15 protein-coding genes are annotated in these 14,521 nt (G+C 72.5%); 8 read left to right on the top strand and 7 right to left on the bottom strand.

Annotation, left to right across the window (positions count from 1 at the left end):
• Positions 1-375 precede the first annotated feature (375 nt).
• Positions 376-897, bottom strand: coding sequence for a hypothetical protein (locus tag ACFW3D_RS24540; RefSeq protein WP_500507071.1), 522 nt, complete (start codon positions 895-897; stop codon positions 376-378).
• Between the two features lie 300 nt (positions 898-1,197).
• On the opposite strand from ACFW3D_RS24540, the gene ACFW3D_RS24535 reads away from it, so the two are divergent.
• Complete coding sequence (locus ACFW3D_RS24535; RefSeq protein WP_500507069.1) at positions 1,198-1,986, top strand: site-2 protease family protein; 789 nt, start codon at positions 1,198-1,200, stop codon at positions 1,984-1,986.
• Here the strand turns inward: ACFW3D_RS24535 and ACFW3D_RS24530 are convergent.
• Both ACFW3D_RS24530 and npdG read right to left on the bottom strand, forming a co-directional pair.
• The gene (locus ACFW3D_RS24530) at positions 1,979-2,173 is read right to left on the bottom strand and encodes a hypothetical protein (protein ID WP_500507067.1); all 195 of its coding nucleotides are present in this window, start codon (positions 2,171-2,173) and stop codon (positions 1,979-1,981) included. The two genes, ACFW3D_RS24535 and ACFW3D_RS24530, sit on opposite strands and share 8 nt — an antisense overlap.
• 62 nt (positions 2,174-2,235) lie before the next feature.
• Complete coding sequence (npdG, locus tag ACFW3D_RS24525) at positions 2,236-2,952, bottom strand: NADPH-dependent F420 reductase (RefSeq protein ID WP_500507065.1); 717 nt, start codon at positions 2,950-2,952, stop codon at positions 2,236-2,238.
• A gap of 278 nt (positions 2,953-3,230) precedes the next feature.
• Here npdG and ACFW3D_RS24520 point away from each other — a divergent pair, with 278 nt between their 5' ends.
• The 4 genes from ACFW3D_RS24520 to ACFW3D_RS24505 all read left to right on the top strand — a co-directional run bounded on the left by ACFW3D_RS24520 (position 3,231) and on the right by ACFW3D_RS24505 (position 7,130).
• Entirely contained in the window at positions 3,231-3,914 is a 684-nt protein-coding gene (locus tag ACFW3D_RS24520) for a FadR/GntR family transcriptional regulator (RefSeq protein WP_500507063.1), read from the top strand.
• A 66-nt stretch (positions 3,915-3,980) separates the two neighbouring features.
• Positions 3,981-4,574, top strand: a complete 594-nt coding sequence (locus tag ACFW3D_RS24515; RefSeq protein WP_500507061.1) for a hypothetical protein — start codon at positions 3,981-3,983, stop codon at positions 4,572-4,574.
• Between the two features lie 10 nt (positions 4,575-4,584).
• Positions 4,585-5,544 carry a dihydrodipicolinate synthase family protein gene (locus tag ACFW3D_RS24510; protein ID WP_500507059.1) on the top strand — a complete coding sequence of 320 codons (960 nt, stop codon included), beginning with the start codon at positions 4,585-4,587 and terminating at the stop codon, positions 5,542-5,544.
• Positions 5,545-5,855: 311 nt separating this feature from the next.
• Positions 5,856-7,130, top strand: a complete 1,275-nt coding sequence (locus ACFW3D_RS24505) for an MFS transporter (protein ID WP_500507057.1) — start codon at positions 5,856-5,858, stop codon at positions 7,128-7,130.
• Between the two features lie 22 nt (positions 7,131-7,152).
• Here ACFW3D_RS24505 and ACFW3D_RS24500 read toward each other — a convergent pair whose 3' ends face one another.
• The 4 genes from ACFW3D_RS24500 to ACFW3D_RS24485 form a co-directional block, all read right to left on the bottom strand.
• The gene (locus ACFW3D_RS24500) at positions 7,153-8,847 is read right to left on the bottom strand and encodes a carbohydrate binding domain-containing protein (RefSeq protein ID WP_500507055.1); all 1,695 of its coding nucleotides are present in this window, start codon (positions 8,845-8,847) and stop codon (positions 7,153-7,155) included.
• 166 nt (positions 8,848-9,013) lie between these two features.
• Positions 9,014-9,679 carry an SCO2207 family protein gene (locus ACFW3D_RS24495; RefSeq protein WP_500507053.1) on the bottom strand — a complete coding sequence of 222 codons (666 nt, stop codon included), beginning with the start codon at positions 9,677-9,679 and terminating at the stop codon, positions 9,014-9,016.
• Between the two features lie 121 nt (positions 9,680-9,800).
• Positions 9,801-10,793, bottom strand: coding sequence for a CapA family protein (locus ACFW3D_RS24490; protein WP_500507051.1), 993 nt, complete (start codon positions 10,791-10,793; stop codon positions 9,801-9,803).
• A gap of 33 nt (positions 10,794-10,826) precedes the next feature.
• Positions 10,827-11,060, bottom strand: coding sequence for a hypothetical protein (locus tag ACFW3D_RS24485; protein ID WP_500507049.1), 234 nt, complete (start codon positions 11,058-11,060; stop codon positions 10,827-10,829).
• 64 nt (positions 11,061-11,124) lie between these two features.
• Here ACFW3D_RS24485 and map point away from each other — a divergent pair, with 64 nt between their 5' ends.
• The 3 genes from map to efeB all read left to right on the top strand — a co-directional run bounded on the left by map (position 11,125) and on the right by efeB (position 14,506).
• Positions 11,125-11,973 carry a type I methionyl aminopeptidase gene (map, locus tag ACFW3D_RS24480; protein ID WP_500507047.1) on the top strand — a complete coding sequence of 283 codons (849 nt, stop codon included), beginning with the start codon at positions 11,125-11,127 and terminating at the stop codon, positions 11,971-11,973.
• A gap of 123 nt (positions 11,974-12,096) precedes the next feature.
• On the top strand, positions 12,097-13,233 hold the full coding sequence (efeO, locus tag ACFW3D_RS24475) for an iron uptake system protein EfeO (protein WP_500507045.1): 1,137 nt from the start codon (positions 12,097-12,099) through the stop codon (positions 13,231-13,233).
• 19 nt (positions 13,234-13,252) lie between these two features.
• Positions 13,253-14,506 carry an iron uptake transporter deferrochelatase/peroxidase subunit gene (efeB, locus tag ACFW3D_RS24470; RefSeq protein WP_500507043.1) on the top strand — a complete coding sequence of 418 codons (1,254 nt, stop codon included), beginning with the start codon at positions 13,253-13,255 and terminating at the stop codon, positions 14,504-14,506.
• The last annotated feature ends 15 nt before the right edge of the window (positions 14,507-14,521 follow it).

Here is a 14,521-nt window from a genome sequence, read left to right as displayed (position 1 = left end):
CGCACCAGCGTGCTGTTCGCCATGCTCCGCGACGGCACCCTCTACCAACCCAGAACCCCCCACCTCGCTTGACGAAGAACATAGAGGCACCCCCCACCGGCGTCAGTCGCCCATACGACGGGAGGGGGTGTGGCGGGGTGCGCCCGGAAGCGACGAGCGGTGATGCCGGTGACGCAACGACCCGGCAAATCCGCGAGCGCTGTGGGGGTCCCCCCGGCCGAAGGCTGGGGGAGTGCGCCGGCGCGCCACCGACCCAGGTACACGATGCGAGACCCGCACTGACCGACCGGGGCCACGGGAGGGCGGCGGGAAACCGCCCGCCGCAGGCGCCAACGACCCGCACACCAACAACCGGCCGCAACCACGACACCCCGGTCACAAATCCCCGCACGCGTCCGCGCGGAACTCCGCGACCCCCACCGTGGCGAACCCGTCCCGGTCCGTCCCGCGCATCCCCTCGCCCTTGAAGAAGCGGACCTGCCCCGGTTCGAGGCCCTCGAACTGCTCGGCGGTGAAGTCCACGCTCTGCGCGGACCAGGAGTTGTCCCGGGTCCAGCCGTAGAGACTGTACGTGCGGTGCGGCTGGAACGGCGTGGACGCCGCCACCTCGGTGCGCCAGCCCCGGCCGCCGCTCTCCAGTGACCACATCGTGAACCCCGTGACCGGCTTCCCGCGTCTCCACCTGCCGAGGTCCTCCGAGGTCTCCTCCTCGTCGGGGTCGTAGAGCGTGGCCCCGTCGATGTGGTCGTGGCACACCAGCATCACCCCCAGCGGCCTGCCGTCCTCGCCCACGGCGATCCCGGTGACCCCCGCGACCGGCACCGTGCATCCGCTCAGCGTGCCGAGCACGGCGACCGTGCCGAGCAGCGCCGGCAGGGCGAAACCCCTCCGCGTCATGACTCCCCCACCCCCGGCCCCGGGCCCCCCGGCCCGGACGCCTTCAGGGTGCCCCGCCTGTGCCTCCTCAGCCCGGCGCCGGCGCAATCGATGACGTATCGCAACGCGGTCGCGACCCGGACGTCCGGTCGACAAGACGGCCGGGCGGGGCGGCCGGGGGCCGAGGGCCGGGGGCCGCAGGAACGTCCGGCGTTGGCGGAGCGTTATCTCGCCGTGGGTGTGCCCGGCGGCAGCCGGATGGCATGATCGGGCGGCCAGCACCACGACCGATGACGCACCGCCTCCGCAGGAGCCCGCACGATGACGACCGCAGCAACCCGCAGTGAACGGCAGATCAGCCCGATCTTCCTGGGCCTGGTCGCGATCATGGCCGTCTCGGGCTGGGCCGTGTGGACGGACTTCTCCACCAGCACCGGCTTCGCCGTGTTCCTCTTCGTCGTGTCCGGCTGGGTGGTCTCCCTGTGCCTGCACGAGTACGCCCACGCCCGTACCGCGCTGCACGGCGGGGACATCTCGATAGGCGCCAAGGGCTACCTGACCCTGAACCCGCTGAAGTACACGCACGCGCTGCTGAGCATCGTGCTGCCGGTGATCTTCGTGATCCTGGGCGGCATCGGCCTGCCCGGCGGCGCCGTCTTCATCGAGCGGGGCAGGATCCGCGGCCGCTGGAAGCACAGCCTCATCTCGGCCGCGGGCCCGCTCACCAACGTGCTGTTCGCGATCGCCCTGATGCTGCCCTTCACCCTCGGCGTCGTCACGCTGGACCGCAGCCACGCGCCCTTCGCGTCCGCGCTGGCGTTCCTGGCGATGCTGCAGGTCACGGCGGCGATCCTGAACCTGCTGCCGGTGCCGGGCCTGGACGGCTACGGGGTGATCGAGCCCTGGCTGTCGTACCGGACGCGGCGCCAGCTGGAGCCCTTCGGGCAGTTCGGGCTGCTGGCCGTCTTCGGCGTGCTGTGGATCCCCGAGGTCAACTCCGCATTCTTCGGCTTCGTCGACTCCGTGACGGCGGCCTTCGGGGTCCCGGACGGGCTGTCGGGTCTGGGCTACGCCTTCTTCCAGTTCTGGAAGGGCGACCCACTCAGCTAGCGGTCCCCGGCTCGCCGGACTCCTTCTCCGCCTTCGCCTTGCGCACGTAGTACCAGCACATGTTGCTGGTGAGGCCCGCGATCAGGATCCAGAGGATGCCGAGCCAGCTGCCCTCGACGAAGGAGACGACGGCGGCGGCCACGGCGAGCGCGCACAGCACGAGCGCGTAGAGGGCGAGGCGGGGCATGGGGGGCGGCTCCTGTCGGGTCGGTCGCGAACCCGCCCATTGTCCCCCATGCCCCCGCGGCCCTAGACGTCGGTCAGGCGCAGGCCGGCGTGGGCCTTGTAGCGGCGGTTGACCGAGATCAGGTTGGCGACCAGCGCCTCCACCTGGTGGGCTCCCCGCAGCCGGCCGGCGAAGACACCGCGGATGCCGGGGATGCGCGCGGCCAGGGCCTGGACCAGGTCGGTGTCGGCGCGGCTGTCGCCGAGGACGAGGACGTCGGTGTCGATCGAGTCGACCTCCGGGTCCTCGAGCGTCACCGCGGACAGGTGGTGGAAGGCGGCGGTGACGCGGGACTCCGGCAGCAGCGCGGCGGCCTGCTGGGCGGCGCTGCCCTCCTCCGGCTTGAGGGCGTAGGCGCCCTGCTTGTCGAATCCCAGCGGATTGACGCAGTCGACGACGAGCTTGCCGGCGAGTTCGTCGCGCAGGGCTTCCAGGGTCTCGCCGTGGCCCTCCCAGGGGACGGCGACGATGACGACGTCGCTGCGGCGGGCGGTCTCCGCGTTGTCGGCGCCCTGCACGCCGAGGCCGAGCCGGTCGGCCGTGGCCCGGGCACGGTCCGCGGCGCGCGAGCCGATGATCACCTGCTGGCCGGCCTTGGCGAGCCGGTACGCCAGGCCGCGGCCCTGCGGGCCGGTGCCGCCGAGGACGCCGACGACGAGGCCGGACACGTCGGGCAGCTCCCAGGGGTCCTTCGCCGGGGCCTTGGGGGCGGGGGTCTCATTGCCACTGTCAACAGTCATACCGCGATCCTGCCAGGTGGGGGCGGCGCCCGGCCCGTGCGGGAGCTGTGACGCGCCCCTCGCCGCCCGGCCCGTCGCGGCCCTGCGGCGGTACGGGAAAGCCCCCGTACGCACCGGTATTGGCTCGGGGGACGACGGATGTGAGGTATGACATCGGTGTTGCCTCCCGATGCGCGGCCGCCGGGCGGACGCAGGACGTCCCTCGTCCCGTGCGGGCCGCACGGGAAAGCTGACGGAACGTCAAAAGCGCACGACAGCACAGGGAAAGGCGGCCACCCGTGACCAGAACCGTCGGCAGGAGCCGCGGCCCGAGGCTCCAGGACCGCATCATCGAGCTGATCCACGAGCAGCGGCTCGCCCCCGGCGCCACCCTGCCGACCGAGCCGCAGTTGATGGATCTGCTCGGTGCCAGCCGCAACAGCGTGCGCGAGGCGGTGCGGGCGCTGCAGGCACTGGGCATCGTCGAGATCCGGCACGGCACGGGCACCTTCGTCGGGGAGGCGCCGCTGCGGGTGCTGATGCCCTCGCTCACCTTCCACCTGCGGTCCCGGGTGCGGGCCCTCGCCGACCTCGTCGCGGTGCGCGAACTGCTCGAGGTGGGCCTGATAGGCGAGGTCGCCGGGACGATACCGCCGCAGCGGCTCGACGAACTCGACGCGCTCGCCGCCCGGATGGTCGACGACCCGGACGCGGACCGGGCCTTCCACGCGCTGCTCTACTCCTCCTGCGGCAACGAACTGGTGCTGCAGCTCGTCGACCTGTTCTGGAGCGCGTACCACGAGGTCGGCGCCGCCCTGGCGCCCGCCGACGACCCGGTCGAGCGGGTCGTCGCCAATCACCGCGCCGTCGTCGGCGCGCTGCGCACCGGTGACGCGGGCGCGGCGAGGGCGGCCATGCGGCGGCACTTCACGGACGTGCGGGAGCGGGTGTCCCGGGCCCTGCCCGAGGACGGCACGGACTGACCCCGTTCGGGTGAGCGGGGCGCGAAGCCGGGCCGGCCGGGGGCGCGGTCCGCGAGGATGCGGGGCATGGATGCCGTACGGGTCGAGGTCGTCCGTGAACTGCTGGCCGGGAGCGGGTGGCCGGAGCTGACCCGGTCCTTCGCGGGCTCGCTGCGCGGGTCCGTCCGCCGGGGGCCCGCGGGCGGGCTGCTGCTCGTCGGCAGCGGGGGCTACGAGCCCTGGCACATGGCGGCCCATCTCGACGAGGAGGCCGCCTGGAGCGGGCTGCCGGAACTGTCGCCCACGCTGGTGCGGCACCACGTGCCGCGGGGCGCGCCCCCGCACCTGGCGGTCGGGACGGCCCGCCTGGAGGCGGCGCGCAGGGGCGAGACGGTGCTGGTGGTCACCCCCGAGCGGGCCGGGGCCGGGCTGCTGGAGCGGGTGGACGACGCACGGCGCTCCGGCGCGACGGTGCTGGCGATGGACGCGGGCGACCCGGAGCTGCGCGGGCTGGCGCACGACGCGCTCACCGTGCCGCCGGAGCCCGCCGAGGTCGGCCTGGACGTGCTGCAGCACCTGGTCAGCGCGGCGGCCGGACGCCGGGTGCGGCTGCGGGACCGGCTGCCGCGACTCGCGCGGCTCGCCGAGCAGTTGGTGTCGCCGCCACCGGCGAGCTGGTAGGAAGCCGTCCATGACCGCAACCGGGAACGATCCGCTCCGCCCGCTGCGCGGGGTCGTACCACCTCTGTGCACCCCGCTCACGAGGACGGGGGACGTCGACACCGAGGGCCTGCGCGCCCTGGTCGGGCATGTGCTCTCGGCCGGGGTGCACGGGGTCTTCGCCCTGGGGTCCAGCGGCGAGGCTGCCTTCCTCACCGACGGGCAGCGGCGCACCGCCCTGGCGACGGTCGTGGAGGCCGTCGGGGGCCGGGTGCCCGTGCTGGCCGGTGTCGTCGACATGACCACCCCGCGCGTCCTGGAGCACGCGCGGGCCGCCGTCGCGGCCGGCGCCGACGCCCTGGTGGCGACGGCGCCCTTCTACACGGCGACGCATCCGGTGGAGATCGCCGACCACTTCCGCCGGGTGCGGGAAGGCGCGGGCGGGGTGCCGCTGTTCGCGTACGACATCCCCTCCGCGGTGCACACGAAGCTGCCCGCCGCGACCGTGCTGGCCCTCGCGGAGGAGGGCACCCTGGCCGGTCTGAAGGACAGCAGCGGCGCCGACGGCCCCATGCGCCGGCTGCTGACCGAGCTGCGCCGCCGCGGCCTGGACTCCTCCTTCGCCCTGCTCACCGGCTCCGAACTGGCCGTGGACGGCGCCCTCCTGGCAGGCGCGCACGGCGTCGTCCCCGGACTCGGCAACGTGGACCCACACGGCTACGTACGGCTGCACGCGCACGCCGTCGCGGGACGCTGGCGCGAGGCCGCGGCGGAGCAGGACCGGCTCGCGCAGCTCTACGCGATCGTCGACGCGGGCGCGGACTCCACGCCGATGGGCCCGGGTTCCTCCGCGCTGGGCGCCTTCAAGACGGCGCTGCGGCTGCGCGGCGTCATCGGCTGCGCGGCCACGGCGCCCCCGCAGGTCCCGCTGGACGACACCGCCGTCGCGGTGGTCCGGCAGCGGCTGGCGGCCGCGGGGCTGATGCGCTGACGGCGACGCCCGGCCGCCGTGACCCGGCCCTCCGTCACGACACGGACGGCGCCGGGCACATCCCGGCCGTTGACCGACCGTCCGCGGCGGCCCCGCGAGGGCGCCCGACGGGCAACCCGTCCCGGCCGGTCGCGGGCGTGGCGGCGCTGGGCCCCGCCCACCGCGGGAGCAGCGTTCGCCGGTGAGGCCGACCAGGGACGGGCGGGCCGTACCGGCACCTCGCGGCCACGGCCCGTCCCGGCCGGTCGCGGGGCACGGGCCGGAAAAACCCGGTTGCGCCGGAAGGGTCCGGGCACGGAGCATGCGACCTCGTGTCCAGACTCCTTCCCGACCTCGCACCCTGGCGGACCTCGCGCGACTTCCGCCTGATGTGGTGCGCCGGCCTGATCACGAACTTCGGCAGCTTCCTGACCTTCGTGGCCGTCCCGGTCCAGGTCAAGGAGCTGACCGGCTCCACCCTCGCGGTCGGCGCCCTCGGTGCCGCCGAACTCGTGCCGCTGATCGTCTGCGGCCTCTACGGCGGGGCGCTCGCGGACGCCCTGGACCGGCGCAAGCTCATCCTGTGGACGGAGGCGGCCCTCGGGGTGCTGTCGGCCGTGCTGCTGCTCAACGCCCTGCTGCCGCGGCCGCTGATCTGGCCGTTGTACGCGGTCGCCGCGCTGACCAGCGCGCTGGGCGGGCTCCAGCGGCCGGCCCTGGACGCGATCGTGCCGCGCGTCGTCCCGCACGAGCAACTGACCGCGGCCGCCTCGCTGAACGCGCTGCGCTGGCAGATCGGCGCGATCGCGGCCCCCTCCCTGGCGGGTGTGCTGATCGCGTACGCCGGTCTGCGATGGGCGTACGCCATCGACGCCCTCACCTTCGCCGTCTCCGTCGTCCTCGGCCTGGGCTTGCGGCCCTCGCCGCCCTCGCACGACGCGAAGCGCCCGTCGCTGCGCTCGATCGCGGAGGGCGCGCGCTACGCGTGGAGCCGCAAGGAGCTGCTGGGCACCTACGTGGTGGACATCGCCGCGACCGGGCTGGCCTTCCCGATCGCCGTGTTCCCCTTCATGGCGGACGACCTGGGCGCACCCTGGTCGCTGGGCCTGATGTACGCGGCCCTGCCCGCCGGTGCGCTGCTGATGAGCCTCACCGGTGGCTGGTCCTCGCGGGTGCACCGGCACGGGCGGGCGATCGTACTGGCCGCGGCGGGCTTCGGTCTGTGCATGGCGGCGGCCGGCTGGTCCGGCAACGTATGGGTGGTGCTGGCCTTCCTGGCGCTGGCGGGCGCGTTCGACATGATCAGCGGGGTGTTCCGGGCCACGATCTGGAACCAGACGATCCCCGACTCGCTGCGCGGCCGGCTGGCCGGCATCGAGCTGCTCTCCTTCACCATCGGCCCGCAGTTCGGCCAGGTGCGGGCCGGCGGCTCGGCGGCGCTGCTGGGCCTGCGCACCTCGGTGTGGACGGGTGGTCTGGCGTGCGTGGCGGCGGTCGGGGCACTGGCCGCCTGCCTGCCGACGCTGATGGCGTACGACGCCCGGACCAACGAGCACGCGGTGGGCATGAGAAAGGCGGCGGAGGACGCGGTCTCCTCCGCCGCCTGACCCGTGGGGGTCGGGGCTCCGATCAGCCGGTGAAGCCGGCGGTGATCGAGGTGAACTGCCAGGTGCTCTGGTTGATGCCGGAGCAGTTGCTGGTCACGCCGCCGCCGGGGCACGGGCGGTCCCGGTTGACGGCCCAGTAGGCGAGCCGGGCGATGTGGTGGGAGTTGGCCCAGTCCCTGATCTGCGTCCAGATGGCCGGGGTGGTGGTCTCCTGCTGGTCGCTCAGCCCGTTCATGCCGGAGATGCCGAGGTGGGCGTAGGCGGTGGCGTCGTCCCAGCCGAAGGTGGACTTCAGCTTGGCCTTCAGGCCCTCGGCGGCGTTCACGGTGTTGCCGTACATGTCGGCGCCGCCGCCGAAGTCGAACGGCATGATCGTGAAGACGTCGATGTTGGCGCCGAGCGCGTTGGCCCGCTCGACGAGTCGGTTGCCCCAGTAGCTCGGGCCGGTCGTCGACGTGCCGAAGGTGATGATCGTGCGGATGCCGGGGTTGTTCTGCTTGACGATCTTCAGCGCGTTCAGGACGCGGTCCTGGACGACCTCGCTCTCGAACTCGTCGGTGTTCTCGATGTCGACGTCGATCGCCTTGAGGCCGTAGGCGTCGATCACCTTCTGGTACGCGCCGGCGAGCGCCTCGGGCGTGGAGCAGTTGGGCCCGAGCTTGTTGCCGCTCCAGCCCCCGATGGACGGGACGATGTCGCCGCCCGCGGCACGGATCGCGTTGATGGTGGACTGGTCGGTGCCGCCGGTCAGCGGACGGGAGCCGTCCCAGGCGGGGTTGCAGCCGCCGGAGGAGAGGATGAAGGCCATCGTGAACCACTTGATGCCGGTGGCGCTCATCACCGTGGACGGGCTCGGCGGGTCGCCCCAGCCGAGGTAGAGGTAGGGCGCGGCCTGTTTGAAGCCGGTGCCCCCGCCGCCCGCGTTGGTGGTGACGGTCACCGCGTTGGAGGCGGCCGAGGTGTTGCCGGCGGCGTCGCGCGCCTTGACGGTGAAGGTGTACGCGGTGCTCGCGGCCAGGCCGGTGACGGTGGCCGAGGTGCCGGTCACCGTGGTGGCGAGGGTGCTGCCGCGGTAGACGTCGTAGCTGGTCACTCCGGTGTTGTCGGTGGCGGCGTTCCAGGACAGCGAGACGCTGGAGGAGGTCTTGCCCGTGGAGGTGAGGCCGCTGGGCGCGGTGGGCGCCTGGGTGTCGCCGCCGCCCCCGCCGCCGGGGCCGTCGAGGCTGATGTCGTCGGCGTTGTAGGTGCCCTGGGCGTACCAGCCGTGCACGTAGATCTGGACGCTGGTCTGCGAGGCGCCGGTGGTGAAGGGGACGGTCAGCTGGGTGTAGGAGGCGGCGGACGGGGTCCAGGTGGACGCACCTCCGGTCACTCCGAGGTAGACGTACGCGCCGCGCACCCAGCCGGAGAGCGAGTAGGCGGTGTTCGGCTGCACGGAGACGGTCTGGGTGCACTGGGCGGTGTCGCTGCTGCTGACCGCGCCGGCGAGCGCCTTGGTGCCGCTGTGCACGGGGCTGCCGACGACCGATCCGCCGGAGCAGGACCAGCCGGAGAGGCTGCCGCTCTCGAAGCCCGGGTTGGCGACGAGGTTGGCTGCGTGGGCGGTGCCGGGCAGGGCGATGAGGCTGCCCGCGGCGGCGAGGAAGGCGGCGGTGACGCCGGCGAGGATGCGGGATCTGCGCGATCCGGTACGGGGGACATGACGACGGAAGAGCACGTGACCTCCCTGTGGGGGGCGGGGGGCTGCGCTGTGCAAGTGGTCTGGACCGTTGGTCTGGACCTGTCATCGCGGATTGAAGCGAACTGTCGTGCTCCCGTCAAGAGGTCCGGGCCACCGCCGTTTACTGGTACGGCGGTGGCCCGGACCGGCCGCGGTGTCCCGGTCAGCCGACGCGTTCGATGCGCGCCTTCCTGATCAGGAACTTGCCGGGCTCCCGGACCTGCTCGAAGGCCGCGTTGTTCAGCAGCGCACAGCTCCCGGAGGTCGAGGTCACCGTCACCGTGGTCGACTTGTTGTTGTCCAGGTTGGTCACCTTGAGCCTGGTGCCCAGCGGGAACTGGTTGCTGGAGGCGGCGGGCGCGCCGGCCTCCCCGGAGAGGGTGACCGTCGAGCCGGGGCAGACGACCTGACCGCCCGCGCCACCCGCCGGGGGCGCGGCCTGGCCCTGGTTCTGGCCCTGGTTCTGACCCTGCCCCTGGTTCTGCTGGTTCTGGCCCTGCTGGTTCTGGCCCTGCCCCTGCCCGGCGGGGGCGGCGGGCGCCGCGGGTGCCGCCGGGGCGGCTCCGCAGCCGGAGGCCGCCCGCTGCACGTTGATCTGCTTGATCACGGCCTCGCGGTTGGCGATCCGCGCCGCCGACTGGGCGTCGGGGTTGGCGCGTTGGCCCGCGATGAAGCTCTCGTTGTTGCGCAGTGCCTGGTCGAGCCCGTCGCACACCACCGAGGCGTGGCCCATGCTCATCGTCACCACGGCGAAGCCGCCGGCCAGGGTGGCCGCGCCGGTCATGAGCGCGATCTTCTGCTTGGTGCTCATCGTGCGTTTCCTGGACATGGGGGCCCCTTTCCTCCGACCGGCCGTCGGTCGGATCCGGTCCACGTGCCCTGGGGAACGGAGCGCCGCTGGTCTGGACCTCAATCCGTTCGGAATCTCGGACAGGAAGGGGGTGTCTGTGCTACGGCTGGGTAGCTTCCGCGTCCCAGCGGACGACGAGCCGCCCGCGCTCCTCCGTGACCTCGTGCCCGAACGCGGCGCAGGCGCGGCGGAACCGCCGGGCGATCCAGGCCCGTTCACGGCGGTCGGCCAGGCGGGTGAAGCAGAAGTCGAGGGCGATCGGCACCGCCTCCAGCCGGACGGCGCGCCGTCCGGCTGGATCGAAGCCGACGAGGAAGAGCAGACCGCGGTCGTTGCGCAGCCGCGGGTCGGTCGCGTAGTCGTCGACGAAGTCGCCGAGGTCGTAGAGCACCCCGTCCGTCACGCCGTGGAAGACGTGCGCGGACGTGCCCGCCACGAGCGTGGCGCCGGCCACACGCAGGGCCGCAGCGGCGTCCCGGATGCAGCGGGCCGGGCCGGTGGTCATGTTGGGCCCCCAGTGCGGGGTGATGAGCACCGCCGGGGTCCGGGCGCGCAGGCCGGTGACGGCGTCGGTGAGCCAGCGCGGGACGCCCTCGCGCAGGTCGGCGTAGGCGACCCCGGGGCGGTCCGGCCCGGCGGCGTACTCCGCCGGGTGGTCGGTGACGCCGAGGACGCCCAGGGAGCCCCCGGCTCCCGTTCGGCCGCCCAGCACCACCGGGGCGCGCGCCGCGGCCTCGTCAGCTCCGGCCCCGACGGCGGCGATCCCGGCGGCCGCAAGGTGTTCCAGGGTGTCCAGCAACGCCGGGCGGCCGTAGTCCAGGGCATGGTTGTTGGCCAGGTTGACGCAGCTCACGCCCAGGTGCCGGAGGGCGCGCACGGCGACCGGCGGGGCACGGAAGAAGAAGGGCTTGAAGGGGTCGGGCCAGGGTTCGCCGCGGTCGGAGATCGCGCACTCCAGGTTGAGGACGAAGAGGTCCGCCTCCCGCGCGACGGCCACGACCTCCTCGGAGAACAGCGCCTCCGGAGGGGCCTCGGCCAGCCGCGCGGCAACCGTGCGGCCGAGCATGGTGTCGCCGGCCAGACCGAGCTTCACCCCTCCATCGTGCACCCGGCGCCCGCGGCCGGGTCAGTCCTCCCCGTCCTCCCGCGCACGGTCCTTCCACCGCGGGTCGTTCTCCCACTGCAGGTTCCGCTCGGCGGCCGTCTCCATCGCCCGCTCCGCGTCCGCGCGGCTCGGGTACGGGCCCATCCGGTCCTTGGCGGGGCACTCCGGCCCCTCCTCGACCTTGTGGTGCTCGATGCAGTAGAACCACTCGCCGGGCTTCCCCGCAGGCTTGCGGACTCGCCTGAACAGCGCCATCGTCCCTCCTCGTACGACGTCCTGCCGCCATGCTGCCCGACCGGCCGCCGATACACTCGCCGACATGTCTGTCCTGGTTCCCGGCAAGCTCTCCCCCACCCGTCCCGTGCCCGCCTCGATCCCGCGTCCGGAGTACGTGGGCAGGCCGGCGCCACGGCCGTACGACGGCCCGGAGGTGCAGTCGGCGGAGACGATCGAGAAGATGCGGATCGCCTCGCGCATCGCCGCGCAGGCCATGGAGGAGGCGGCGAAGGCGATCGCGCCGGGCGTCACCACCGACGAGCTCGACCGGATCGCGCACGAGTACATGTGCGACCACCAGGCCTACCCCTCGGACCTCGGGTACCGGGGCTTCCCCAAGTCGCTGTGCTCCTCCATCAACGAGGTGATCTGCCACGGCATCCCCGACTCCACCGGGCTGCGCGACGGCGACATCGTCAACCTGGACGTCACCGCCTACATCCACGGGGTGCACGGGGACACCAACGCCACGTATTTCGTCGGTGAAGTCGCCGAGGAATCAAGGCTGTTGGTGGAACGGACCCGGGAATCCCTGAATCGCGCCATCAAAGCGGTGAAGCCCGGACGGCAGATCAATGTGATCGGCCGGGTCATCGAGTCCTACGCCAAGCGATTCGATTACGGCGTGGTGCGCGACTTCACGGGCCACGGGATCAACACCGCCTTCCACTCGGGCCTGATCGTCCCGCATTACGACGACCCCCGCGCCACCACGGTCATGAAGCCGGGGATGACCTTCACCATCGAGCCGATGCTGACCCTGGGCACCCACGAGTACGAGATCTGGGACGACGGCTGGACGGTCGTCACGAAGGACCGCAAGCGCACCGCGCAGTTCGAGCACACCCTTGTGGTGACGGACACAGGCGCGGAGGTACTGACGCTCCCTTGACCTTTCCATTACCTTTCCTTTGCGAAAAGGAGAGGAAGGTGCAGGGTGCCTCGGATAGGTTAGGCAAGCCTTTCACAGGAAAGGCTTGCCTAAGCCGTTTTCCCTGAGCCGCCTGGAGATCGCATGTCCGCCGTCCGCATGTCCGCAGTAGCCGCCGCCGGCATAGTGGTCGCCGTCACCGCCGTCACCGGGTGCGCGGAGAAGGCGGACGGCAAGGCCTCCGACGCGATCACGGTGACCGCGACGGACAGCAAGTGCGAGGTCTCCAGGACGAGTTTCCCGGCCGGGCACGTGCAGCTGGCCGTCGAGAACAAGGGCTCCAAGGTCACCGAGGTCTACGTCTACACGCCCAGCGACCAGATCGTGACCGAGCGGGAGAACATCGGCCCCGGCACCAAGGCCAGCATCACCGCCGAGATCAAGGCCGGTACGTACGAGATCGCCTGCAAGCCCGGCATGAAGGGCGACGGCATCCGCCAGAAGATCACCGTCACCGGCAAGGGCGCCGCCAAGGCCGACCCGCGGCTGGACGCCGCGGTGGCCGCGTACCGCAAGTACGCCCAGGAGCAGGCCGACCAGACCATCCCGGTGGTCCAGCAGTTCGCCGACGCCGTCAAGGCGGGCGACGTGGAGAAGGCCAAGTCGCTCTTCGCGCCCTCCCGCGTCGGCTGGGAGCGCACCGAGCCGGTGGCGGAGTCCTTCGGCGACATCGACCCGCTGACCGACACCCGTGAGGACGGCCTGGAGGACGGCCAGAAGTGGACCGGCTGGCACCGCCTGGAGAAGTCCCTGTGGCACGACAAGAAGGCCGGGGCCGAGGAGGGCGCCCTCGCCGACCAGCTGGTCTCGGACCTGAAGGACTGGCAGACCCGGGTCGGCAAGGCCGACATCACCGCCACCAGCATGGCCAACGGCGCCAAGGAGCTGCTGGACGAGGTCGCCACCGGCAAGATCACCGGTGAGGAGGACCGCTACTCCCACACCGACCTGTCGGACTTCCAGGCGAACGTCGAGGGCGCCATGAAGGCCTACGAGCTGCTGAAGCCGGTCGCCGCCGGGAACGACGCGGCGCTCACCGCCGAGCTGGACAAGCAGTTCCCGGCCCTGACGGCGCTGCTCGACAAGTACCGCAAGGACGGCAGCACCACGGAGTTCGTGTCCTACGACACCGTCGGCAAGGACCAGCGCAAGGAGCTCTCGGACGCGGTCAACGCGCTCGCGGAGCCCCTGTCCAAGCTCGCCGCGGCCGTCGCCAAGTAACCCGAGGGGGCATCGGACCATGTCCGAGGAGACCGTCACATCGCGTCGCAAGGTGCTCGGCTGGACCGGTGCCGGCGTCGTCGTCGCGGCCGCCGCGGCCGGCGGCGCCGTGGCCGCCGTCCGCTCCGGGGACGACGTGCAGCCCGTGGGTGCCGCGGGCAGCGCCATCGCCTTCCAGGGGGCGAACCAGGCCGGCATCACGACCCCGGTGCAGGACCGGCTCCACTTCGCGTCCTTCGACGTCAAGACCGAGGACCGCGAGGAGCTGGTGGCGCTCCTGAAGGAATGGACCGACGCCGCCCGGAAGATGACGCAGGGCCGGCCGGTCGGCGAGGGCGCGGTCGGCGGCCTCGCCGAGGCCCCGCCGGACGACACCGGCGAGGCGCTGGGCCTGCAGGCCTCCCGGCTCACCCTCACCATCGGCTTCGGCCCCTCGCTGTTCACCACGAAGGACGGCGCGGACCGCTTCGGCCTCAAGGCGCACCGCCCCGAGGCGCTGGTGGACCTGCCCAAGTTCCCGGGCGACGCCCTCGACCCGAACCGCAGCGGCGGCGACCTGTGCGTCCAGGCCTGCGCGGACGACCCGCAGGTGGCGGTGCACGCCATCCGCAACCTGGCCCGGATCGGCTTCGGCAAGGTCGCGATGCGCTGGTCGCAGCTCGGCTTCGGCAAGACCTCCTCGACCACCCCCGAGGAGCAGACCCCGCGCAACCTGATGGGCTTCAAGGACGGCACGCACAACGTCGCGGGCTCCGACCGGGCCGCGCAGGACAAGCACGTGTGGGTGTCCGCGAAGGACGGCCCGTCCTGGATGGCCGGCGGCTCGTACCTGGTCGCCCGCCGCATCCGGATGCACATCGAGACCTGGGACCGCACCCCGCTGCAGGAGCAGGAGCAGATCTTCGGCCGGACGAAGGGCGAGGGGGCCCCGATCGGCAGGCAGCGCGAGCACGACGCCCCGGACTTCAAGGCGATGCTCCCGGACGCGCACGTGCGGCTGGCGCACCCGGACAACAGCGGTGTGACGATCCTGCGCCGCGGCTACTCCTTCACCGACGGCACCGACGGCCTGGGCCGCCTGGACGCCGGGCTGTTCTTCATCGCGTACCAGCGCGACGTCCGGGACGGCTTCGTGCCGCTGCAGATGCGGCTGGCGAAGCTCGACTCGCTCAACGAATACATCCAGCACGTGGGTTCGGCCGTCTACGCCGTACCGCCGGGCGTCCGCGACGAGGACGACTGGTGGGGCCGCGAGCTCTTCCAGAACCACTGAGAGGAAGTGACCGGC

It is taken from the genome of Streptomyces sp. NPDC058864 (assembly GCF_042742985.1).
Lineage (GTDB): Bacteria > Actinomycetota > Actinomycetes > Streptomycetales > Streptomycetaceae > Actinacidiphila.
Note: the sequence above shows the minus strand (reverse complement) of the source record. Positions and strands in the feature narration are given on the sequence as shown.